Genomic DNA, 22872 nt, shown 5'->3' with positions numbered 1-22872 from the left:
TGTAAAAAAGGCTGCCATCACGACAGCCTTCTTACCAACAACTAACGAACGCTTAACCTACTTACGATACAACTGATCTACGTCACGAACTGCACCGCGATCAGCTGATGTAGCTAACGCCGCGTAAGCACGTAAGGCCTGGGACACCACCCGAGGGCGATCTTCCTGAGGCTTCCAAGCTTGTGCTCCGCGAGCTTCCATCTGAGCACTTCGTTGCGCTAGCTCTTCATCGCTAATGGCCAAATGAATACGGCGATTCGGAATATCAATTTCGATCGTATCGCCCTCTTCCACAAGTGCAATAGCGCCGCCCTCAGCCGCTTCAGGAGACGCGTGACCAATAACTAAGCCCGATGAGCCACCTGAAAAACGACCGTCGGTTAACAACGCCGCTTTGGCTCCTAGCCCTTTGGATTTCAAGTAAGAAGTGGGATAAAGCATTTCTTGCATGCCCGGACCACCTTTAGGACCTTCGTAGCGAATAATAACCACATCGCCTTCGGTCACACTGCCATTAAGAATGCCTTCCACTGACGTTTCTTGGCTCTCGAAAACACGTGCTTTGCCGGTAAACGTTAGAATACTTTCATCTACGCCCGCTGTTTTCACAATACAGCCATTCACCGCAAGGTTTCCATACAGTACAGCTAAACCGCCATCGGCAGAGTAAGCATGTTCGACATCACGTATACAACCGCTTTCACGGTCAGTGTCTAAGCTTTGGTAGTAACGGTCTTGGCTGAAAGCGGTTTGAGTCGGAATACCACCGGGTGACGCGAGGTAGAACTTCTCTACCGCCTTTAGGTTGTCGCCACGCACGTCCCAACGCTTAATGGCTTCACCCAAGGTGCCGCTGTGTACGTTTGGAACATCAAGATGCAGTAAATCGCCACGAGCCAATTCAGCAAGAATACCTAAAATACCGCCGGCACGGTGCACGTCTTCCATGTGATAAAGCTCGGTAGCAGGAGCCACCTTACACAAGCAAGGCACACGACGCGAAATGCGATCGATATCAGCCATGGTGAATTCAACACCCGCCTCTTGGGCTGCTGCCAGTAAGTGCAAAACGGTGTTCGTCGAACCACCCATCGCGACATCCAGTGTCATCGCATTTTCGAAGGCTTCGAAGGTCGCTACATTACGAGGCAAGACCGATTCATCGTTCTGTTCGTAATAACGTTTACACAACTCGACGATAAGGCCACCTGCCATTTCGAACAGGCCCTTACGGCGAGCATGCGTAGCCATAATGGTGCCGTTGCCCGGTAACGCCAAGCCTAGCGCTTCGGTCAAACAGTTCATAGAGTTAGCCGTAAACATGCCGGAACATGAGCCGCAGGTAGGACAGGCGTTGCTCTCGATTTCGGCGAGATCCGCATCGGAAACGCTGTCATCGGCTGCCTGAATCATGGCATCAACGAGGTCCAACTTACGAATGACGGTTTTGCCGTCTTTGGACGTAACTTTTCCGGCCTCCATTGGGCCACCCGACACAAAGATGGTGGGCACATTAACGCGCATGGCGGCCATCAACATTCCGGGCGTGATTTTGTCGCAGTTTGAAATACAAACCATGGCATCTGCACAGTGGGCATTCACCATATACTCGACAGAGTCAGCAATCAGTTCGCGTGATGGCAACGAATACAACATGCCATCGTGCCCCATGGCAATACCATCGTCGACAGCGATGGTGTTGAACTCTTTAGCCACACCACCTGCCGCCTCGATTTGGCGTGCTACAAGTTGACCTAAGTCTTTTAAATGAACGTGACCCGGTACAAACTGCGTGAACGAGTTCACCACAGCGATAATGGGTTTGTTAAAGTCGCCATCTTTCATGCCTGTCGCGCGCCACAATGCGCGCGCACCAGCCATATTGCGACCATGCGTAGAAGTACGAGAACGATATTGCGGCATGGAATCTCTAGCTAAAAAAGCGTGATAAAGAAGTTTATGATATACGCGCCAGCAACTTAAAGCGAATAAACCGTAAAAAAATAACGTCATTTCTTGCGTTTGCTGCATCGCACCATATATGCTCTATGTAGAAAAACACAAATTAGGAGAAGAAACCATGCAATGCAGCAGCACCAATCCGGCGTCATTACTACGCCAAGACATACGTTTGCTTGGTAAAACGCTTGGTGATGTCATTCATGAAGCCGATGGGCAAGAGATGTTCAGTATCATCGAGAGCCTAAGGCGCTATGCCGTTCGTTACCGACGTGAAGGTGAGCAGAACGAACTTGTTGCACTAGAACTGAACATTCCAAAACTCAGTAAAGAACAAGCGCTTACGGTAGCCAGAGCCTTCGCTTATTTCCTGCATTTGTCCAATATTGCAGAAGACCGAGAGCAAAATCGGCAGCACAATGCCTCCGACCCAGCAACACAAGCCGGCTCTTTAGAGCGTGCCCTAGCAGTGCTGTCACCTCAACATAGCCGAGAAGAACTGTTAGCGTTTTTTGCCAACGCTAACGTCGTCCCCGTACTGACAGCCCACCCGACTGAGGTACAGCGTCAAAGCACACTGGCCCTACACCGTGACATCGCCGCGCTGCTACCCACTCTTGAGCATCAGCAACACGAATCCAAAAAACGGTCTCAAGAACTTCGCTTAGCCGCGCTGATCACCACACTGTGGAAAACCAGAATACTGCGTAAACACACCCTAACAGTAGGGGATGAAATTGATAACGCCTTGGCTTATTATCCGCACACGTTTCTTAAGGCCATTCCCCAGCTTTATCATGATCTAGGACAGTTATTGCATGAACCCAATACCTCAGATCACGTCGCACCACTAAAACCGTTACCGACGTTTTTACGCATGGGCAGTTGGATTGGTGGGGATCGCGACGGCAACCCTAACGTTGACTCCTCTACCTTGCAGCAAGCCGTATTGAGACAATGCAGCACGGCGATGACGCACTACCTAGAAGAGCTCAGATCGCTAGGCACAGAACTTTCGCTATCTAGCGTGTTGGCACCGGCTAGCCCAGCCCTCGCAAAACTTTCGGCTGACAGCCACGATACCTCTCCGCATCGTATTGACGAACACTACCGTCGCGCTTGCATCCACATTTATGCTCGTCTGGCCGCGACCAGTCTAGAATTGACGGGACGCAACCTTGCTCAGCGCGCATCTTACGCAGCCGCGCCTTATGCGACAGCTGCTGAATTTCAACAAGACCTACAAATCATCGCGGACTCATTAGCCGCTAGCAAGGCAACACTGATTGCCGACTTACGATTACGCGACCTATTGCAAACCGTCGCCGTATTTGGCTTCCATCTGGCCACTATTGACCTACGACAAAGCTCGGATGTACACGAGCGGGTGATTGCTGAGCTCTTTGAAGCAGCGGGTGTAGAGCACAACGGCCAACTTATTCAATACGCCACCTTAGCCGAAGACGACAGAATTGCCGTATTACGTGCCGAGTTGGCACAAACCCGCCCACTCGTATCGCCTTGGTTAAATTACTCGGAAGAGACCACCAAAGAGCTCGCCATACTTCGTTATGCTGCAGAAGCTCGTAAACGGTTTGGCCCTCGCACAATAGAACAAAGCATTGTTTCTCATACTGAAAGCCTAAGTGACTTACTTGAGGTCTTGGTTTTACAGCAAGAAACGGGGCTTATCGTTCCTGGTGTACACGATGACAACGCCGGCGTCATGGTCGTTCCACTTTTCGAGACCATTCCTGACTTACAGCGTGGTGCAGAAATTATGGCGGCTTACCTCGACTTACCCGAGGTCAATGCCCGCGTAAAGCATGCACAAAACGGCGTCCAAGAGGTCATGCTAGGCTACTCTGACAGTAATAAAGACGGCGGCTACCTCTGCTCAAACTGGTCGCTCTATCAAGCCGAGCGCGAGCTAGTCTCTGTTTTTAATCAGCGAAATATACGCCTGCGCCTCTTTCACGGTCGCGGAGGCTCGGTGGGTCGAGGTGGCGGTTCAAGCTTTGATGCCATCCAAGCCCAACCTCCGGGTACCGTCAATGGTCAAATCCGGCTTACCGAGCAAGGCGAAATCATTCAGGGACGGTATAAAAATGCCGATGTAGGGCGTTGGCATCTTGAAATGTTTGTCGCCGCTACCCTTGAAGCTAGCCTAAGTGCGCACGCGCGCAGTGAGGACACGTATATCGAGCAGTTTGGGGACGCCATGCGTTGCATGTCAGATGCCGCGCAGTCCCATTACCGCTCATTAATTTATGACACACCTGACTTTGCTAATTACTTCTTCAATGCCACACCGGTGCGCGAAATTGCCGGCTTGAATATTGGATCACGTCCTGCTTCTCGTAAGGCAATGCAACGCATTGAAGATTTACGAGCCATTCCTTGGAGCTTCTCGTGGGCTCAGTGCCGTCTTCCTTTACCGGGATGGTACGGGGTAGGTAGCGGTATCCAGCACTATTTAGACGAAGGGATTGCCAACGGCCCTGCTACAAAGGAAGAACGCTTAAAACAACTGCAACACATGGCTAAAGAATGGCCTTTCTTCAACACCTTGTTATCCAATATGGAACAGGTTCTCGCAAAAACCGATTTAGATATTGGTGCTCGTTATGCGCAACTTGTGGATGATCAAGTCAGTGCCCAAGCCATCTTTAAACGTATCAAAGACGAGTTCCACTTATGCTGCTCGTTGTTTAAGCAACTCAATGGTTATGAACTACTGGATCATGATCCGGCCTTACGCGCGGCCCTAACCGAACGGTTCGCCTACATCGACCCCTTAAATCATTTACAAGTTGAATTGCTGCGACGCCAACGTAAAAACGAAGCTGAACGCCCGGACGGCTACTCGCAAGAGGCCATGCATATCACTATTAACGGCATCGCTGCGGGGTTACGAAACTCAGGCTAACGCCGTTTCAAAAACAGATGTGGGCGCAATATCGTAAAAGGATGCGTAAAATGAAGGCTTCGCTCCGTGGCGTCGGGGCCTTCATTGACTAACGAGTATGAAAAGTTTGCTTTCGCGCCCCATTTGGCGTGCTTTTATTCTTTGTATTCCGCTATGGATTATATTTAGCAACTTTTTGCTTGCCGCCATTTCCGCTATTTTGCTGAGTTTTTTAATTGGCATGCTACTGGAAATTTTTCGCATTCAGCAGCAAAAAAAATCGGCTGATTCTCGCCCTCCCCGCTCTTAACGTATTGCTCGATTTCCCATGAAACTTTTGCACTCTCCGGTTCTTCCTTCCGGTCTTCCTCAGCTTGAGCACGATTTATTGCAACAGCTTGATCGTAATCATCAATACCTATACGACACCGTCGCACAGCAAGAAGATCAATTCCTGCCCTTTGACCAGTGGATGCATCACGTGCTTTATGCGCCTGACATTGGCTATTACAGCGGCGGAAGTACAAAGTTTGGTAGCGGCCTTCCTGTGGGCGACTTTACCACCGCCCCAGAGCTAAGCCCTTTATTCGGGCAAAGTGTAGCGCACCAAATTCATCAGGTTTTGCAGCTAAGCCAGAGCGTGGAAGTATTAGAGTTTGGTGCCGGAAGTGGTGCCTTAGCTAAAGTGCTCATCCCCGCCTTAATCGACATGGGAGTCGAGGTTAAGTATTCGATCTTAGAGGTGTCACCCAGTCTTCAGCATCGGCAAAAGATAGCCCTTAGCGAACATCTGGACAGGGTGCAATGGTTAGATAGTTTGCCAAACGCTTTCACCGGCTGTGTGATCGCTAACGAGGTGCTTGACGCCATGCCCGTACATCTCGTTGAGCAAGACGAGAATGGCGCCTTTATCGAATTAGGAGTCAGCCTCGCCGCCTCGCCGCAAACCAGTCCATTTTGCTGGGCTGCAAAGCCCGCTTCACAGGCACTACAAGACATTGCCACACGCCGCTTTCCAAAGGTGAATGGCTACCGAAGCGAGCTCAACCTACAGGGCGAAGCGTGGATAAAAGCCATTGGTTCATGGCTTGAAAAAGGAGCCGTTCTGATCTTTGATTACGGCTTTCCTCAGCGCGAGTATTATCACGAGCAACGTAACGAGGGCACCATCATGTGTCACTTTCGTCACCATGCTCACAGCGAAGCCCTGCTATTACCGGGCTTACAAGATGTGACCGCCCATGTGGATTTCACCGCAATGGCCGATGCCGCGCTTGAAGCCGAACTAGATGTTATGGGCTATACCTCGCAGGCACGCTTCTTAATGAATTGCGGATTGCCACAGCAACTTGAACGGTTAGCCCCCACATCAACCCATAACGATGACAGTGCAAAATGGGCACAAACCATCGGCGCCATCCAAAAACTGCTATCAGAAGCCGAAATGGGCGAGCTGTTCAAGGTGCTTGCTGTGGGCAAAGCACTAGAGCAACCATTACTGGGCTTTTACAGCGGGGATAGACGCGATAGGCTTTAAGACAGCACCTGAAGGCGTGCCTGCTGTACGGCAGCTTTAATGGCTGCCCCATCACCAGAGTGCGCTTTGGCAATCGCCGCAGCATCAACCTGCTTGGCATCATGGCACCACTGTAGCCACTGCTTCTGATCAATAGGGCGATAGCAGGCTATACACCGTAATAATTGCGCAAACCGTACAGGGCGTCGAAACGCATCGCAATACCCTAACCAATCTAAACGATCAGTGGCTGTGGCAGAGTTCGCTAAAGCCACATGATTCAAGCTATTAACCGTCAGTCGGGCTACGTCACGATAATCAGACGGTGCACGAATATACTCGGAAAGCTCGACGGCTTGGTCGGTATGCCCTAGCAGCACCGCATAGCGCCCCATAACGCCCAACTCATCATGAATGGCCTGCTGCAACGCGGCTTTCACCTCATCGTTTAGCGTGATCTGCGGCAGCACCTTCTCTAATGCCCCAACGCCAGCCATGACCTCAAAAAAACGCCATGGGGCCTCGTAGCCCAAAGCCTTGTGCAGCTCTTGCCAAACTCGTTCTGGAACAAGGGCATCCACCTCACCGGCCTCAACAAGCTTCTTGGCTAAGACCCAGGTTTCTTCCGCGATCTCAAACCCGGAAAATCGTGCCGCGAAACGGGCTAACCTTAACAAGCGTACTGGGTCTTCAACAAATGCATCGCCCACATGACGCAAGGTTTGAGTTTGCAGGTCTTGCAACCCCTTCAAGGGATCAACCAAGACACCATCCACTCCTAAGGCCATAGCATTGACGCTGAGGTCTCGGCGCTTTAAATCGTCGGCCAGACTCACGTCGGTTCCGGTGTAGAAGGTGAACCCACGATAGCCTCGACCCGACTTACGCTCAGTGCGTGCTAGCGCGAACTCTTCCTTCGTTTCAGGATGCAGGAAAACAGGGAAGTCACCGCCCACAGGAATGAACCCTCTACGGGCTAACTCTTCTGGCGTGGTCCCTACGACCACCCAGTCTCGGTCGCCTGCAGGCTGACCCAGCAAGGCGTCTCGTACCGCCCCACCAACCACATAAGCCTGCAAACCTTGCAGGTACTTATCAGGGGTTGGTGTCAATTCGTGTAAACGGCGCTGCTGGCTAAGGTGTAGTTCTGTATTCACCATTAAGGAAGTGCGACTGAGGCTTCAACACGAGGAGAAATCACCCCTAAACGCGCTTTCAGTGATTGCGGCTGCCCCGTAAACACCATCGAATAATACGTCGCGTTGGACAACACATTTTTGACATACAAACGGGTTTCAGTGAAAGGGATGGTTTCAGCAAAAATAGCGCCTTCCACCGGAGCCGCTAAGCGTGAGCGCCAACGTATGGGACGTTTAGGCCCTGCGTTATAACCCGCTGACGCCAAGACCTCAGAGCGATCAAGTTGCTGCAATACCATGTTCAGGTATTGGGTCCCCAAAATGGTGTTCGTATCAAAGTCATTCACACTGGATGGCGTGAAGTCTTGCATACCAATACGATTAGCGACCCATTTCGCGGTGCCCGGCATTAGCTGCATCAAACCTGAAGCCCCCACCCCAGATCGCGCATCCGTAATAAAGCGAGACTCTTGTCGAATCAAGCCGTATACCCAAGCAGGGTCCAGATTAATCTGATTGGCTTTTTCGGCAACTCGGCCTTCAAAAGGGGCAACAAAGCGCTGACTAAAATCAATTTCGTTACGTGTTAATAGCGAGGTGTTTACCACTCGGTCATAAATGTGCTCGCTGCGAGCTACTTCAGCTGCGGCACGTAGCTGCCTATCGTTCATACCACGAATAGCAAAAGCCCACTCAGACACGGCCTCAGGTCGCCAACCTAAATCAAACAGCTCAATGGCGCGCACGATACCCGGGCGAGAGCGTATCTCGGCGATTTCAGCTTGCGTAATAGCGGTGGGGGTGGGCGGCAGTGATGGCAAATTGCCCAATTCCTCGTTCGCCAATTGACCGTAAAAATTCAAGTCATCGGTGATCGATTCAAACTCGGCTTTGGCTTGAGCCAGATTTCCCTGTGCTTGCAGTGCACGAGCGTGCCAATACACCCATACGGGCTCGGAAGCCTGTCGCTTTGACATTTTTTCTATACTGGCTTGCACCCGTTGCCATTGGATAGTCGGTTCACGTAGCTCGGCCCGTACTTGCCATGCATGGTTGTAATCCGTCATCGGGGTAAGGCCCGATAAGCGGTACCACTGTGCCGCATCATCCTCAACGCGTAAGGCAGCGACCAAGCCAAACTGCCCCCACACCCACTCCAAGTTTTCGGCCGGTAACGTCGAGGCCCATGTGGTTTGGATATAGTTTGCCTGCGCCTGACGATTATTCTCACGTCCTAAGCGAGAAAGGGCTAAAGCCACCAACTCTTGTTTAGCCACACCGTTAGCGTGAGACTGACGATTCAACCAGGCTTTAGGAGACTTCATCAAGTCGGAATAATCTTTCATCTCACTGCCATCAAAAATAATGGCAGCTAAGCGACGGGCTTCCACGGGCTTTGCGCTTTCAAGCGCCGCTCGCATCAAGTCACGGATATCGCCCCACCCCGCCACCTGATCGGTATAAAACTGATCAAGCATCGTCCAGCAAACCGCTCCGGGCCGAAAGTGGCCTAAGGCCGCCGAAAGATCAACCGCTTGCCCCGTCATGTGCTTTGCATAGTGCTGCGCGCAACGGGTCTGCGAGTTACCGAGATCAGCAGGGTTCAAATCGTTAATAAGCGCATAATCACCACGTCGGGCCGCCGCGATAGCCCAGTCGCCTTTTAAGCGTTGCGCTAAATAGTGATCAGAATGATGCTTCAAAAAATGCTGCAACGAATCGGCCGGTGGCACAGCGGTGGTGTTTTGCAATTGATGACGCAAATTCCAATAACGCGGGTAGGCCCCTAAAATGGGATCGCCCGTTGCTTGCTCGGACAAAGAAGGTAGGGCATTCCAGCGTTTAGCCTGCAATGCCTCTCGAGCACTGACCACCGCTTTGCGCGCTTGCGGCTCGACATTGGGCTTGGTGTTCCACCGTGTAGCCGACGGCGCTGGATTGGCTGCAGCCAGACGCTGAATGTCGTTGTCGGTAGTCGAAGCTTGGACTTTATCCGTTTTCTCGCTAAGCTTTGGGGGAGACTCTGCCCCCACACATCCTGCCATCGCTACCGTCGTTAAGGCTAAAGCCGTTATCTGTGGCAGGTTGAACAAGGTTTTAGAACGGGGGGTACTTTTCTGGTACCGTAGCGACTTCAACGTCATCTTCAATTGCCTTTAAATTATTACAAAACCATGAATTCAAACGTAGAGCATAACGCAGCCACCCTACGCGCACGACTGCTAGAAAAACGAAAGCAGCAAGATCGTATGGATACCAACCGAGGCGGTCTGCTGATTCGTGGTCGTCTCTTTACGTGGCTAGCCACTACACGTACCCGCCTGAAAGAAGAAGGTAAACCCATACCTAAACGAATCGCTGCCTTCTGGCCTTTAGACGGTGAACCCGAATTACACCCCCTACTTTACCAACTCGTGGACGAAGAAGGCATTGAAATTTCACTTCCTTGCATTCAAGACCCTGAAGGCCCACTTGTCTTTAAACCCTGGCATCCAGATTCACCCATGCGTGTAGGCCGCTACCATATCCAAGAACCTGATACGGACGAGATTGCCGATCATCCCGACATCGTGTTGGTTCCGACATTGGGTTACACACGACAAGGTGACAGACTGGGCTACGGTAAAGGGTATTATGATCGCACTTTAGCTGCGCTTAAAGAGAAAAATCACCCTTTTACCGCTATCGGTATCGCATGGGCCGTGGGCGATCTCAGTGCTGAAAATTACACTCCACAGGCACACGACGTGCAGCTAGACGGCATATTGACTGATAAGGGTTGGGCAAAACCCGTTACGCTATAACGGTACCCTAGGAATGCGTCCCGCTAATGACAATGGCTACCTAAAAAGGTAGCCATTGTCATTAAAACGCGTTATCGCACCCAAGGGGCAACTGAACTTGCTTAAGACTGAAACTGTAAGGTAGGAATCACAGCCATCGCTGCCTCTGAACCGTTTAAGGTATAGAAGTGCAAGCCCGGAGCACCCCCGTCGAGTAAGTCCTGACAAAGCTCGCGCACCACATCAACCCCAAAAGCACGAATCGAAGCACGGTCATCACCAAAATCTGCCAAGCGTAGGCGTATCCAGCGAGGGATCTCCGCACCACACATCTCAGAGAAGCGCAGTAATTGCGATGAATTCGTGATGGGCATAATGCCCGGAACAATAGGAATGTTTACTCCTTTAGCCTGCACGCGCTCAACAAAGTCAAAGTACGCATGAGGGTTAAAGAAATACTGCGTGATCGCTCCATTCGCACCTTGATTCACCTTGTTCACAAAATGCGTCATGTCTGAAGCAAAGGTGGTGGCCTGTGGATGCATTTCTGGGTAGGCTGCGACCTCAACCGTAAAAGCGTCCCCACTGTGCTCGCGAATAAAACTAACCAGATCGCTGGCATAACGCAGTTCGCCAGCGTCGCCCCCCATCCCCGAAGGTAAATCGCCCCGCAACGCCACAATGCGACGAATGCCTTGCGCTTGATAATCGTCAAGCACCTTTGCTAACTGTTCGCGACTTGCTCCGATGCACGACAGATGGGGCGCCACATCAAAACCTAATTTTTGAAGTAGCGCGACCGCGCCTACTGTTCCCGCACGGGTGGTACCGCCTGCACCAAAGGTAACGCTAACATAAGCAGGGTTAAGGCCCTGCAAGGTTTTAGCAGAACGAACTAGCTTTTCTTGGGCAGCAATATCACGGGGCGGGAAAAACTCTAAGCTAAAAGACTGCGGTTGAGTCATGAAACCAATAACCTCGACAATAGCCCAGAGACTAGGCTGTAAATAATTGCCCCGATCATGGCCCACCAGAAGCCATTTACGCTAAAACCCTTAAGCACCGAACCCGCAAACCAAAACACCAAAGCGTTTAAGACCAGTAGAAACAAACCTAAGGTCACGATGGTGATAGGAAGCGTCAAAATCGTCAGAATCGGCTTAACGATTGCGTTCAACAAGCCTAAAACTAAGGCCGCAATTAAGGCCGAACCGAATGACGCTACTGAAATGCCCGGCAAAATATAAGCAACCACTAGCAATGCAACAGCATTCAAGATCCATACTAATAACAAGGTCATGATGAGGCTCCTGTGGGGCGCCAAAAGACGCCCAGTCGTTTAGTAACGGTAATGATCTGCTTTATAAGGGCCATCTACCGACACATTAATATAATCGGCCTGCTTTTGGCTAAGGGTGCTTAACTGAACCCCTAATCTGGCCAAATGCAAACGTGCCACTTTTTCATCTAGGTGTTTAGGTAGGACATACACCTTACCGGTTTCGTAATTGTCGCCACGAGTGAACAACTCGATTTGAGCAATGGTTTGATTCGTAAACGAAGCAGACATCACAAACGAAGGGTGCCCTGTCGCACAACCCAAATTCACTAAACGCCCTTTGGCCAGCAAAATGATGCGCTTACCATCTGGGAAAATAACGTGATCAACCTGGGGCTTAATTTCTTCCCACTGCAAGTCTTCAATAGAGGCCACATCGATCTCGTTATCAAAGTGACCGATATTGCAAACGATGGCCTGATCTTTCATGCGCTCCATGTGATCACGCGTGATCACATGATAGTTACCTGTAGCCGTTACGAAGATATCTGCTTTGTCGGCGGCCTCTTCCATGGTGACAACACGGTAGCCCTCCATTGATGCTTGTAACGCACAAATGGGATCAACCTCAGTCACCCAAACTTGAGCACGCAATGCCGCCAATGCCTGAGCACAACCTTTACCCACATCACCAAAGCCCACCACCACCGCTGTTTTACCAGCGACCATGACGTCGGTTGCACGCTTAATGCCATCGACCAATGACTCACGGCACCCGTACAAGTTATCGAACTTGGATTTGGTCACGGAGTCGTTCACGTTAATAGCAGGAAAGGCTAACTCGCCTTTTTGAGCCATTTGATACAAGCGGTGCACACCTGTGGTAGTTTCTTCAGTTACCCCTTTAATCTGCGCTAAACGGGTTGAATACCATGTCGCATCCGTTTGTAAACGTGCGCGAATGGAAGCAAACAGCACGCGTTCTTCTTCGCTGCCGGGGTTGTCAAGAACAGAGAGGTCTTTTTCAGCACGGGCGCCTAGATGCAACAATACCGTTGCATCGCCGCCGTCATCCAAAATCATGTTGGCTTGTTGCTCGCCGGGCCAATCAAAAATATCGTGCGCATACTGCCAATACTCTTCAAGCGTCTCGCCCTTAACAGCAAACACGGGCGTACCACCGGCAGCAATCGCGGCGGCAGCATGGTCTTGGGTCGAGAAAATATTGCACGACGCCCAACGCACCTCGGCACCCAACGCCACGAGGGTTTCGATCAGTACAGCGGTTTGGATGGTCATGTGCAGACTACCTGCAATACGCGCCCCTTTTAGGGGTTGCGCTGCTGCGAACTCTTCGCGGGTAGCCATCAAGCCTGGCATTTCGGTTTCGGCAATCGCGATCTCGCGACGCCCCCAACTAGCCAAGCCAATATCGGCGATAACGTAATCAGAAAAAGCGGTGTCAGTCACTGCGTTCATAAAGTGCTCCGGTTAACTGGGCATAAGCCGGGACACACAATTAGCAGTCACCACGGCCCTTGCACAGGAATATGGTGAGCGTCGTTGAGAAACGTAAACGTAGTTCAACGTAAAAACCCCTAAGCCTGGCAAAACTGTAAACAGTTTGTCGCAACGCTCCTTAGGGATCTAAGAATTTAATAGCAGAATTGTACCCGTTTAATTGTTTTTCGCCAGCGGGACAGAAAAACTTAACGGAAAGGGTTGTTGCGTCGGGGATAGCCTTGTGAGCTGATTCGCTCCCAGATCGCTCGTTTTTCGCCATCAGAAAAGAACACCCAGTTGGCCACTTCCATGGCGGTACGACCACACCCACGACAAATGTCATCATAGAGCGTAGAGCATACGGCAACACATGGGGAGTCGGTAGGACGCAAGCTGGAGCTTTCGTCTTCAGCGGATGGAGAAGGAGTATAAGTAGACATAGCGGTACTTTAGCATTAAGCCCTTGCGGTTTTGCCTAATGCCCTTAGCCCAGTTCAGCATTTAATCAAAGTAATCAAGGCGCTAAAAGCGCCTTGATATCGTCGTATTCACAATCGGCGTAACTAGGCGCCTACGCTGGCACGCAAGGCGGCTGCCTTATCGGTTGCTTCCCATGTGAATTCGGGTTCGCTACGACCAAAGTGACCATACGCTGCCGTTTTACTGTAGATAGGACGCAACAAATCAAGCATCGTAATAATGCCTTTAGGACGTAGATCGAAATGCTCTCGCACCAGTTTGGCGATAGCATCATCCGAAATCACACCCGTGCCTTCAGTGTAAACCGTGATGTTAATGGGTTCGGCCACACCAATAGCGTAGCTTAACTGCACCTCGCACTGGCGAGCCAAACCAGCCGCGACAATATTTTTTGCAACATAGCGGGCTGCATAAGCGGCTGAACGATCGACCTTTGAAGGGTCTTTACCTGAGAAGGCCCCGCCCCCATGAGCGCATGCACCACCGTAGGTATCAACAATGATCTTACGTCCGGTTAAACCGCAATCACCCTGAGGTCCACCAATCACAAACTTACCGGTGGGGTTAACCAAAAAGCGAGTGTTAGACGTGATAAGCTCTTCAGGGAAGCAAGGACGAATAATGTGTTCGATCACGGCCTCATGAATATCGTCTTGCGAGATATCGGGAGCATGCTGTGTAGACAACACAACGGTATCCACTTCGCTTGGTTTGCCATCAAGATAGCGGAACGTCACCTGAGACTTCGCATCGGGGCGCAACCAAGGTAGGCGGCCATCTTTGCGCAACTCACTTTGTCGCTGCATTAAACGATGAGCGTACCAAATCGGAGCTGGCATTAAGTCAGGCGTTTCGTCGCACGCATAGCCAAACATCAGGCCTTGGTCTCCAGCGCCTTGATTCAACAGCTCTTCTGGACTACGGTCAACACCCTGCGCGATATCAGGGGACTGCTTGTCGTAGGCGACTAAAACAGCACAACCCTTATAGTCGATGCCGTAATCAGAGTTGTCATAACCGATGCGCTGCAACGTATCACGTGCAACTTGAATATAATCAACGTTGGCGGTGGTGGTAACCTCGCCTGCCATGACCACTAAGCCGGTATTGCAAAGCGTTTCGGCTGCGACACGGGCTTGCGGGTCTTGCGTAAAAATGGCATCCAATACCGCATCAGAGATTTGATCGGCAACTTTATCAGGATGACCTTCGGATACGGATTCGGAAGTGAATAAAAAATCGTTATTGGCCACGGCGCATGCGTCCTGTTGTGATGCTAAAAAAGCATGTAAATAGGTGAACGAACTGCGTTGCACCACGGATGCTAGAGCACAGAAGCAATGCGTATCGGGCGCGACGCTTTAGCGGGATTTTTAGCCAGTAATTGGCTTATCGCTCCGCAAGTTGTCGGTTAACTCAGCGATAATTTCTATTTTAAGCGAAAATAGCGCATCTTTGCATCTATCAAGCTATTTATAAAGGTTTATTACTCTCGGTTTATGCTTTTGTTTTTGTTGCGGGTCCTCTCTTACTTGCCCCTGCGCGTGTTGCACGGATGCGGTCGGTTCGCAGGCAAAGTGGTATACAGCCTGCCTGGTCGGTACCGCGAGCGTCTTCAAGAAAACGCGGCCCAAGCCGGTTACCACAGCAAAGGTTTCGCGCGTAAAAGTGCGGGTGAAATCGGAGCCATGATCTTCGAAACCCCTAAAGTGTGGCTTCGTACGGACGAGTGCCTCGCAAAATGTCTCAACCCCGATGCCCATATCGTCGAAGAAACGCTGGCCGAGAACCGAGGCATTCTTTATTTAACTCCCCATCTGGGCTGCTTCGAAATCACTGCCAAGCGCTTGGTTCAGTACGGGCCGATTACCGTTATGTTCCGGCCTCCTCGACAAACGTTTCTAGAGCCCGCCATGCAGGAATCCAGAAGCCAACCCGGAATGAATGCCGTACCTGCCAATCTTAAAGGGATACGCGAATTCGTTCGCGCCTTACGCCGCGGAGAAGCCGTGGGCATGCTGCCCGACCAAGTCCCCAGTAGCGGAGACGGCGTGTGGCAGCCCTTTTTTGGCAGGCCCGCTTACACCATGACGCTTGCCGCAAAACTGGCGCTACAAACCAAAGTGCCCGTGGTTCTCACTGCGGGTGAGCGCCTTGCTCGCGGAAAAGGTTGGAAAATTCATTATGTACGCTTAGAAGAGCCATTTCCTGAGAGCATCGACGAGATGGTCGAGCTGATCAATGAAGGGATGGAGCGTTTAATCATGCGTTTCCCCGAGCAATACTTGTGGAGCTACAATCGCTACAAAATTCCACCCGAAGCGCCTCCTATTCCTGAGCACCTCAACTCGCCTTGATTTACCTCTGCTTTTGTACCCGTTTACGTGCACATAACCTAACTTTGGCCTGATTGCCACTAAGGATTTCACGATGACATCGCGCCATTTTAATGCCAAGGATATTGCGGATTTTCTTGCTGAAAACACCGATTTTTTTCAGCAACATGCCGATATTTTTTCCGAGCTTCGCGTTCCACACCCTAACGAGAAGCGAGCCATATCGTTAGGTGAAAGGCAAATCCTTAACCTGCGGGCTCGAAATAAAGAGCTTGAACGCCAACTGAGGCTGCTCGTCGGGAATGCCAAAAGCAATCAGCACATCGGTGAGCAACTTCACCAGTGGTCGTGTCGCATGCTGGCCGAACCGCATGCAGAGCAACTGCCCGGTCATATTATTCGTTCGTTAACCGAAGTGTTCGATCTCGATAGCATTGCCCTTCGTACATGGGGCCCCATGGAAAGCGGGCACGATGACATCACCGAAGCCGATATTCAATTTACCACCGCACTTGAGCAACCCTATTGTGGGGAAGCATCCTCACAACCCGTACTAAGCTGGTTAAGCGAAACCGTAAACTCGGTTGCGATCATTCCCTTGTACCTTCAGCCCGCTTCTGAATGTGTCGGAGCCGTGGTACTGGGTGCACAAGAAAAAACACGTTTTACCGATGACATGGAGCGGGATTTTCTGATTATGATCGGGGAGCTTTGTGCTGCTGCGCTAAGCCGTCTTCCTTTAACCCCTCATTTACAGGCTTAAGGTGTCGTCCAACGTTGGGAAAACTCTCGACAAGTGGCTCGCCTACTTGCAACACGAACGGCGATTATCCACACACAGCATCGCCGCCTATACGCGAGACATCGCGGCTATTCGTGCCCTGCCAGTCGAATCTATTGCGTCCATCAACAGTCATCTACTGCGTCAAACCTTAGCCCAATTGCACCAAAACGGTGCGCACCCTCGTAGCCTGCAACGTACCCTGTCTGCTTGGCGTAATTTTTTTAGTTGGTGGTGTGCCTTTGACGAGCAGCGCAATGATCCTTGCATAGGGCTAAAAGCCCCCAAAAGCCCGCGCCCTCTGCCGCAATCGCTTTCTGTGGACCAAACTCAGCAATTGCTGGACCACCAGCCCAACACAAGTCTTAGCCTAAGCAGTGCTGAATGCCGTCGTAATCAAGCCATGTTCGAGCTTTTTTACTCCAGCGGCTTACGCTTAGCCGAATTAGTCAGCTTAGATGTACGTTATACCGAACAGGGTCAATACCGATCGCAAAGCTGGCTACAGCTTGACGACGCCGAAGCCTTTGTTTTGGGTAAGGGGCAAAAACGTCGCCAAGTCCCTATCGGTTCTAAAGCCATCACGGCGATTCGGTCGTGGTTAGCGGTACGCTCAACGCTTTTGCGTAGTCCTGAAAGCGACCCTGCCAACCACGCCGCCTTATTTCTGGGGGTACGAGGAAAACGTATTAGCCCCCGAGTAATACAACAGCAATTACAGCAACGGGCGATGGCTGCCGGATTGGCTCAAGGCGTAAGCCCACATGCCTTGCGCCATAGCGTGGCCAGTCATTTACTGCAGTCCAGCCAAGACCTCAGAGCGGTTCAAGAACTGCTTGGTCATGCCAATATCAGCACCACACAAATCTACACTCGGCTCGATTTTCAACATTTAGCGCAAGTGTATGATCAAGCGCACCCACGCGCTAAACGCAAAGAAAAATAAAACCAGTTTGAACAGCGCATTAGGGGCTAACCGCGTTGAGAATTTTAGTGCCGTTCCAGCGCATCATTCCAAGATAACTATCGGCCTCATGCGGCGCCTTGGCTAGCGCATCCGAATACAGCACACCCCCGACTTTAGCTCCGGTTTCTCGCGCAACCTGCTCCACCAATTTGGGGCTAACCACGTTCTCTACAAAAATAGCCGTAATCGACTCAGCCTTGGCTTGATTAATGACCTTGGCAATGTCATGCGCTGAAGGCTCGGCTTGGTTCGACACGCCCAGCAACGAGATAAATTCGATGCCGTACTGCGCCCCCAAATAAGCAAAGGCATCGTGCGATGAGATCACTTTGCGCTGCTTCGCAGGCAGGGCTGAGAACCCTGCTTTTAATTCAATGTCTAGCTGATCCAACTCATGCAAATAAGCAGCGGCATTACTATTAAATAGCTCCGCAGACGCAGGGCGATGCTGTATTAATGCGTCTCGAATATTTTTTACATACACCGCCGCATGGCTTAGGCTTTGCCACGCATGTGGATCGTACTCGCCATGATGATGGTGCTCCGCATGCCCAGTGTGCTCTTGATCGTGACCGTGATCGTGATCGTGATCGTGGCTATGGTGATGATCGTGATCATGCCCATCAGAGTCGCCATGGCCGTGCGCGTCGTCTTGATACCGTATGGCTTGAATGCCTTTCGAGACTACGACCTGTGGTCCAGCATAGCCGGCAGACTGCACCAAACGAGGAATCCAAGCCTCAAAGTCCAAACCATTCATAAACAATAACTGCGCCGCCGCTAGGGCTTTGGTGTCGCTGGGACGGGGCTCAAAAGTATGCGCATCACTTTCAGCGTCAACAATAACGCTCACGTTAACGCCTTCCCCCCCGACTCGCTCAACCATATCCCCCAAAATAGAAAAGCTAGCGACCACTTGCAGAGGCTCGTCTGCCTTCGCCCACGCTACATTCATGCAAGAACACATTAACGCCAGTATCGCCGCGACCACACGTTGAACGCTAAGCGCACGCCGAGCCTGCCCCGTTAAAAAGAGATTCACCATAATTTACTCGCCTAATTGAGATACACGTTGACGACGGGTTCGTGCTTTCCATGCGGTACGCACTAACCCGCCGTAGGGGCCCACACAGATCGAAAAGAAGTAAACCGCTCCTGCAGCCAAGATAATGGCGGGTGAAGCAGGCACGTTGTAGTGATAAGACGCCAAAAGGCCCGCGTACGAGGTACTCATACCAATCACCGCCGCTAGCGTCATTTGTGAGCTTGCCGAATGCACCCAAAAACGCGCGGCTGTAGCAGGAAGCATCATAATGCCCACGACCATCAACGTACCTAACACCTGAAAGCCTGCCACCAAAGTCATGACCAGCAAGATCAAGAAGACCATATGCACCCATGGCCCGACTCGGCCTTCACTGCGCAAGAAAATGGGATCTAAACACTCTAAAACCAAAGGGCGATAAATAATCGCTAAAACAATCAGGGCAATGCTAGACGTGCTAGTGACCAAAATCAGAGAGGCATCATCCAAACCTAATACCGTGCCGAACAACACGTGTATGAGGTCCATATTCGAGCCCCGTAATGAGACAAGTAAGACCCCCATCCCCAACGAAACCAAATAAAAGGCGGCAAAACTTGCGTCCTCACGCAAAGGGGTCACCCGCGCCACAAATCCAGCGAGTAGGGCCACGACTAGCCCTGTAATCATGCCTCCGATGGCCATAGCCCCCAGCGATAAGCCAGCGGTTAAAAACCCTACCGCCACGCCAGGCAAAATAGCGTGCGCCATCGCATCGCCCATTAAGCTCATGCGCCGTAAGACCAAAAACACACCCAAAGGCCCCGCCGCCGCCGCCAACGCAAAAGACCCTGCCAAGGCTCGTCGCATAAATCCGTACTCGACAAACGGGCCTAGCAATAACTCGTAGAGCCACATCACAGATAGTCCCCTGCGCAAAGATGTCGCGCCATATGTAAATTCTCTGCGCTTAACGCCGCCGCCGTATCACACCAAGCCACCGCTTGCCCTGCCAGCAATAGCGTTTGTGGAAAAAACTCGCGCACCATGTCTAAGTCATGTAGAACGGCAATCACCGTACGCCCTTGCTGGTTCCACTGAAGCAACAGCTTCATCAGGTCATCCGTCGTGGCTTTATCGACAGCGGCAAAAGGCTCGTCGAGCAGAATAATAGGAGAGTCCCGCATCATCAGCCGTGCAAACAGCGCACGCTGCAACTGCCCACCCGACAACGTGGCAATAGGCCGAGCCGCAAAATCGCTTAATCCCACTTGCATCAGAGCTTGCTCAACCCGTTGCCTTTCTTCACGAGCAAAACCTTTCCAAATGCCCACTCGTCGCCAAGCACCCATGGCCACTAAATCGTAGGTGGAAATGGGAAAGCTGCGATCTAATTCGCCTAATTGTGGAAGAAAAGCGATGTCTTGCAGCCCTTTTCCGGCGAGACGTATTTTTCCCCGCAACGGATTCAGTTGCCCAGTGATGCCTTTAAGTAAGGTTGATTTCCCTGCACCGTTCGGGCCCACAATGGCATACAAGCCGGCACGTGTGAACTCGCCCGACACATCGCGAACGGCGACCTTATCGCGCCAACCTAAGGAGAGCTGATCTAACTGTATGGCTGCTGAATGCATGGAAGGTGTTAAATCCATCCTAGAGCCAAGGCGCTTAAACACCACAGGAATACCACCACCCCAAGCACCCTCAACACGCGCACTGGCGCGGAGGCGAGCAAAACGGTTCCTTTATAGGGACGGCGAAAAACGTGTTGCTGTGAAGGCGGTACATTTATGCTTTTGTGCATGGCTTACTGTTAAGATCGATTAATTCACTGGCTACAACTCGTTATGTTATAACATAACTATCTATTTTGTCTTGTTCCGACTATGCCTGTACACGTACTGACTCCACAAGCCATTGAGGCACAACTTCATACTGCAGAGCAGTTGTGCCAAAAGCGTGGCAAGCGTCTCACGCCCATCCGACGTGAAGTACTAGAGCTATTACTCAGAGAGCAACGTAGCCTCAAGGCCTACGAGTTATTGGAGTTATTCAGGCAAGACCAGCCTGGCGCGGCGCCCCCTACGGTCTACCGTGCGTTAGAGTTTTTGACCGAAGAAGGCCTGATACATCGGCTTGATGCCGTGAATGCCTGGACCGCCTGCCACGATGCCGACGGACACCCACACGATTTACTGATCGTTTGCACGCATTGCGGAGCCGTCGCTGAATTAAGTGCACCCAGCCTTAGCGCGCAACTTGCGGCCTGCGTTGAACAAGCTGGCTTTACACTTTCTAACGTAGAGACCGAACTGCAGGCCTTATGCAAAAACTGTATTTCAGATACAGTTCCGACCCAAGCCTGCACTCGAAAACATAGCGACTAAGGGCCAAACCGTATATATTTCTTCTTTGCTTACCGCTACAGTAGCAAACGATTTGGGTTAAGCATTTGCCCGTAATCCAAGGCTGTGATGTAATCGCACGTTGAAATTTGCACATTAAACCGTTGAATTACCTTTTATACAGACGTAATCCGAGCACAGGTACCACGAGGCCACTATGAATACTGCTACCAAAAAGAATATGATGCCTGTCACCATTTTGACCGGCTTTCTTGGGGCAGGAAAAACCACCCTGCTAAAACGTATACTCTCTGAGTTCCACGGCCGACGTATTGCCGTGATCGAAAACGAGTTCGGGCCTGAAAACATCGATAACGAGCTGCTTATTCAAGACAGCGATGAAGAGATTATCGAACTCAGTAACGGCTGTGTATGCTGTACCGTTCGGGGCGATTTAATGCGCACCTTAAACGACTTGCGTACCCGCCGCGAAGCAGGTGAACTACAGTTCGAACGCGTCATCATCGAAACCACCGGCATGGCAAACCCCGGCCCAGTATGTCAAACCTTCTTCATGGATGACGACATCGCCGAGTACTACCGCCTTGACGCTGTGATTACCGTGGTCGATGCTAAGCACGGGATGGTCACGCTGGATAAGCAGGAAGAGTCACAGCGCCAAATTGGCTTTGCCGACAAAATACTGATTTCTAAGAAAGACCTCGTCAACGAGGCTGATTATGAGGCTCTTCGCGCTCGTATAATGCGTATTAATCCTCGTGTCACAATAAGTCCTGTACACTTCGGCGAGGCTGACATCAGCGAATTACTGGATATCAGTGGTTTCAATCTCAACGCCGTATTAGATATTGATCCCGAGTTTCTAAACGAAACCCCCGAGCAGAAACACGACCACAGTGACCACGAGCATGAGCATGATGAATCGTGTGGTACCGGGTGCACACACCACGATCACCATCATCACGCTGCTCACAATGATGAAATCGGGGCGTTTGTATTTCGCTCTAAGCGCGCATTCGATCCCGAACGACTTGAGGACTTCCTTGGTGGTGTAACGCAAGTTTTTGGTCCCGACCTGCTACGCTACAAAGGTATTCTCTACATAAAAGGCGTGAATCGCCGCATGCTCTTTCAGGGCGTGCACATGATGATGGGGGCTGAACCCGGAAAACCGTGGTTAGCCAATGAAAAGCCTGAGACCAAAATGGTATTTATAGGCCGCGAACTACCTCAGGAGATTTTTACGCAAGGACTTGAGCACTGTTTGGTTTAACCCGTTGCAGACCAAACATCCATCACGTTCTATTACGATAAAAAAGGAAACATCATGGCAAGCAATATAAATGAAAACGATACGCAAGCTCCGCTATTAACAGTCGAAGAGCTACTAGCCATGCCAGAGAGCAGCTACATGAATGCCGCTCAATTGGCATTCTTTAAAAATCGCCTACGCGAACTCGAACAGGAAATTCTCGCTAACGCCGGTGCAACCACCGAGAACCTGCGCGAAACACAGTTTGTTCCTGATCCAGCTGACCGTGCCACAATCGAAGAAGAGCACGCTCTTGAACTTCGCACCCGCGACCGTGAGCGCAAACTGTTGAAAAAAGTTCAGCAGTCCATACATATCATTGACTCAGGCGAATACGGTTGGTGCGAAGAGACAGGCGAGCCCATAGGCTTAAAACGCTTACTCGCCCGCCCTACAGCGAACTTATCTCTCGAAGCGCAAGAACGACGCGAAAAACGTCAGAAGATGTATGGTGACTAACCATCACTCGTCGTAGTCCGTTAACGTAGCGGCACAGTATGCCGCCACGCTAACCATTGC

At 51.1% G+C, this 22872-nt stretch carries 21 protein-coding genes and 1 riboswitch; of the genes, 10 read left to right on the top strand and 11 right to left on the bottom strand.

Annotation, left to right across the window (positions count from 1 at the left end; all coding sequences use genetic code 11):
• Positions 1 to 57: 57 nt before the first annotated feature.
• The gene (gene ilvD / locus AC2UZI_RS03540) at positions 58 to 1923 is read right to left on the bottom strand and encodes a dihydroxy-acid dehydratase (RefSeq protein ID WP_486942443.1); all 1866 of its coding nucleotides are present in this window, start codon (positions 1921 to 1923) and stop codon (positions 58 to 60) included.
• Positions 1924 to 2080: 157 nt separating this feature from the next.
• Between ilvD and ppc the strand changes: the two genes are divergently transcribed.
• The 3 genes from ppc to AC2UZI_RS03525 all read left to right on the top strand — a co-directional run bounded on the left by ppc (position 2081) and on the right by AC2UZI_RS03525 (position 6404).
• Positions 2081 to 4888 carry a phosphoenolpyruvate carboxylase gene (ppc, locus tag AC2UZI_RS03535; RefSeq protein ID WP_486942442.1) on the top strand — a complete coding sequence of 936 codons (2808 nt, stop codon included), beginning with the start codon at positions 2081 to 2083 and terminating at the stop codon, positions 4886 to 4888.
• A 97-nt stretch (positions 4889 to 4985) separates the two neighbouring features.
• Complete coding sequence (locus AC2UZI_RS03530; protein WP_486942441.1) at positions 4986 to 5177, top strand: hypothetical protein; 192 nt, start codon at positions 4986 to 4988, stop codon at positions 5175 to 5177.
• A gap of 18 nt (positions 5178 to 5195) precedes the next feature.
• A complete protein-coding gene (locus AC2UZI_RS03525; protein ID WP_486942440.1) occupies positions 5196 to 6404 on the top strand; it encodes a class I SAM-dependent methyltransferase in 1209 nt (402 codons plus the stop codon).
• Here AC2UZI_RS03525 and AC2UZI_RS03520 read toward each other — a convergent pair.
• Both AC2UZI_RS03520 and AC2UZI_RS03515 read right to left on the bottom strand, forming a co-directional pair.
• A complete protein-coding gene (locus AC2UZI_RS03520; protein WP_486943706.1) occupies positions 6401 to 7495 on the bottom strand; it encodes a tRNA nucleotidyltransferase/poly(A) polymerase-related protein in 1095 nt (364 codons plus the stop codon). The genes AC2UZI_RS03525 and AC2UZI_RS03520 overlap by 4 nt on opposite strands.
• Positions 7496 to 7542: 47 nt before the next feature.
• Positions 7543 to 9666: a lytic transglycosylase domain-containing protein gene (locus AC2UZI_RS03515; RefSeq protein ID WP_486942439.1), complete on the bottom strand. Its 2124-nt coding sequence runs from the start codon at positions 9664 to 9666 to the stop codon at positions 7543 to 7545.
• Between the two features lie 30 nt (positions 9667 to 9696).
• Here AC2UZI_RS03515 and AC2UZI_RS03510 point away from each other — a divergent pair, with 30 nt between their 5' ends.
• A complete protein-coding gene (locus AC2UZI_RS03510; RefSeq protein ID WP_486942438.1) occupies positions 9697 to 10326 on the top strand; it encodes a 5-formyltetrahydrofolate cyclo-ligase in 630 nt (209 codons plus the stop codon).
• Positions 10327 to 10427: 101 nt separating this feature from the next.
• On the opposite strand, the gene metF is transcribed toward AC2UZI_RS03510, so the two are convergent.
• The 5 genes from metF to metK all read right to left on the bottom strand — a co-directional run bounded on the left by metF (position 10428) and on the right by metK (position 14820).
• On the bottom strand, positions 10428 to 11270 hold the full coding sequence (metF, locus tag AC2UZI_RS03505; protein ID WP_486942437.1) for a methylenetetrahydrofolate reductase [NAD(P)H]: 843 nt from the start codon (positions 11268 to 11270) through the stop codon (positions 10428 to 10430).
• Complete coding sequence (locus AC2UZI_RS03500) at positions 11267 to 11605, bottom strand: phage holin family protein (RefSeq protein WP_486942436.1); 339 nt, start codon at positions 11603 to 11605, stop codon at positions 11267 to 11269. Before AC2UZI_RS03500 ends, metF begins: the two co-directional genes overlap by 4 nt.
• A 39-nt stretch (positions 11606 to 11644) precedes the next feature.
• Complete coding sequence (gene ahcY / locus AC2UZI_RS03495; RefSeq protein ID WP_486942435.1) at positions 11645 to 13063, bottom strand: adenosylhomocysteinase; 1419 nt, start codon at positions 13061 to 13063, stop codon at positions 11645 to 11647.
• A 69-nt stretch (positions 13064 to 13132) separates the two neighbouring features.
• Positions 13133 to 13231: riboswitch (S-adenosyl-L-homocysteine riboswitch) on the bottom strand.
• A gap of 62 nt (positions 13232 to 13293) precedes the next feature.
• Entirely contained in the window at positions 13294 to 13527 is a 234-nt protein-coding gene (locus AC2UZI_RS03490) for a DUF1289 domain-containing protein (RefSeq protein ID WP_486942434.1), read from the bottom strand.
• 123 nt (positions 13528 to 13650) lie between these two features.
• Positions 13651 to 14820 (bottom strand): methionine adenosyltransferase, encoded by a 1170-nt coding sequence (metK, locus tag AC2UZI_RS03485; protein WP_486942433.1) that lies wholly within the window; start codon positions 14818 to 14820, stop codon positions 13651 to 13653.
• Positions 14821 to 15042: 222 nt separating this feature from the next.
• Here metK and AC2UZI_RS03480 point away from each other — a divergent pair, with 222 nt between their 5' ends.
• The 3 genes from AC2UZI_RS03480 (at position 15043) to AC2UZI_RS03470 (ending at position 17630) form a co-directional block, all read left to right on the top strand.
• On the top strand, positions 15043 to 15924 hold the full coding sequence (locus AC2UZI_RS03480; protein WP_486943705.1) for a lysophospholipid acyltransferase family protein: 882 nt from the start codon (positions 15043 to 15045) through the stop codon (positions 15922 to 15924).
• A gap of 73 nt (positions 15925 to 15997) precedes the next feature.
• Complete coding sequence (locus AC2UZI_RS03475) at positions 15998 to 16666, top strand: DUF484 family protein (RefSeq protein WP_486942432.1); 669 nt, start codon at positions 15998 to 16000, stop codon at positions 16664 to 16666.
• Complete coding sequence (locus AC2UZI_RS03470; protein ID WP_486943704.1) at positions 16653 to 17630, top strand: tyrosine recombinase XerC; 978 nt, start codon at positions 16653 to 16655, stop codon at positions 17628 to 17630. Before AC2UZI_RS03475 ends, AC2UZI_RS03470 begins: the two co-directional genes overlap by 14 nt.
• 19 nt (positions 17631 to 17649) lie before the next feature.
• Here the strand turns inward: AC2UZI_RS03470 and AC2UZI_RS03465 are convergent, their stop codons facing one another.
• From AC2UZI_RS03465 to AC2UZI_RS03455, 3 genes are read right to left on the bottom strand one after another with little or no spacing between them, the layout of a single operon-like run.
• The gene (locus AC2UZI_RS03465) at positions 17650 to 18696 is read right to left on the bottom strand and encodes a metal ABC transporter solute-binding protein, Zn/Mn family (RefSeq protein WP_486942431.1); all 1047 of its coding nucleotides are present in this window, start codon (positions 18694 to 18696) and stop codon (positions 17650 to 17652) included.
• Positions 18697 to 18699: 3 nt separating this feature from the next.
• The gene (locus AC2UZI_RS03460; protein WP_486943703.1) at positions 18700 to 19593 is read right to left on the bottom strand and encodes a metal ABC transporter permease; all 894 of its coding nucleotides are present in this window, start codon (positions 19591 to 19593) and stop codon (positions 18700 to 18702) included.
• Entirely contained in the window at positions 19593 to 20327 is a 735-nt protein-coding gene (locus AC2UZI_RS03455) for a metal ABC transporter ATP-binding protein (protein ID WP_486942430.1), read from the bottom strand. Before AC2UZI_RS03455 ends, AC2UZI_RS03460 begins: the two co-directional genes overlap by 1 nt.
• Before the next feature lie 234 nt (positions 20328 to 20561).
• Between AC2UZI_RS03455 and AC2UZI_RS03450 the strand changes: the two genes are divergently transcribed.
• The 3 genes from AC2UZI_RS03450 (at position 20562) to dksA (ending at position 22812) form a co-directional block, all read left to right on the top strand.
• Positions 20562 to 21062 (top strand): Fur family transcriptional regulator, encoded by a 501-nt coding sequence (locus tag AC2UZI_RS03450; RefSeq protein ID WP_486942429.1) that lies wholly within the window; start codon positions 20562 to 20564, stop codon positions 21060 to 21062.
• Positions 21063 to 21237: 175 nt separating this feature from the next.
• On the top strand, positions 21238 to 22314 hold the full coding sequence (locus AC2UZI_RS03445) for a CobW family GTP-binding protein (protein ID WP_486942428.1): 1077 nt from the start codon (positions 21238 to 21240) through the stop codon (positions 22312 to 22314).
• A 54-nt stretch (positions 22315 to 22368) separates the two neighbouring features.
• Complete coding sequence (dksA, locus tag AC2UZI_RS03440; RefSeq protein WP_486942427.1) at positions 22369 to 22812, top strand: RNA polymerase-binding protein DksA; 444 nt, start codon at positions 22369 to 22371, stop codon at positions 22810 to 22812.
• The last annotated feature ends 60 nt before the right edge of the window (positions 22813 to 22872 follow it).

The organism is Paenalcaligenes sp. DL 463, from assembly GCF_057475185.1.
This window is presented reverse-complemented; position numbering and strand designations above follow the sequence as displayed.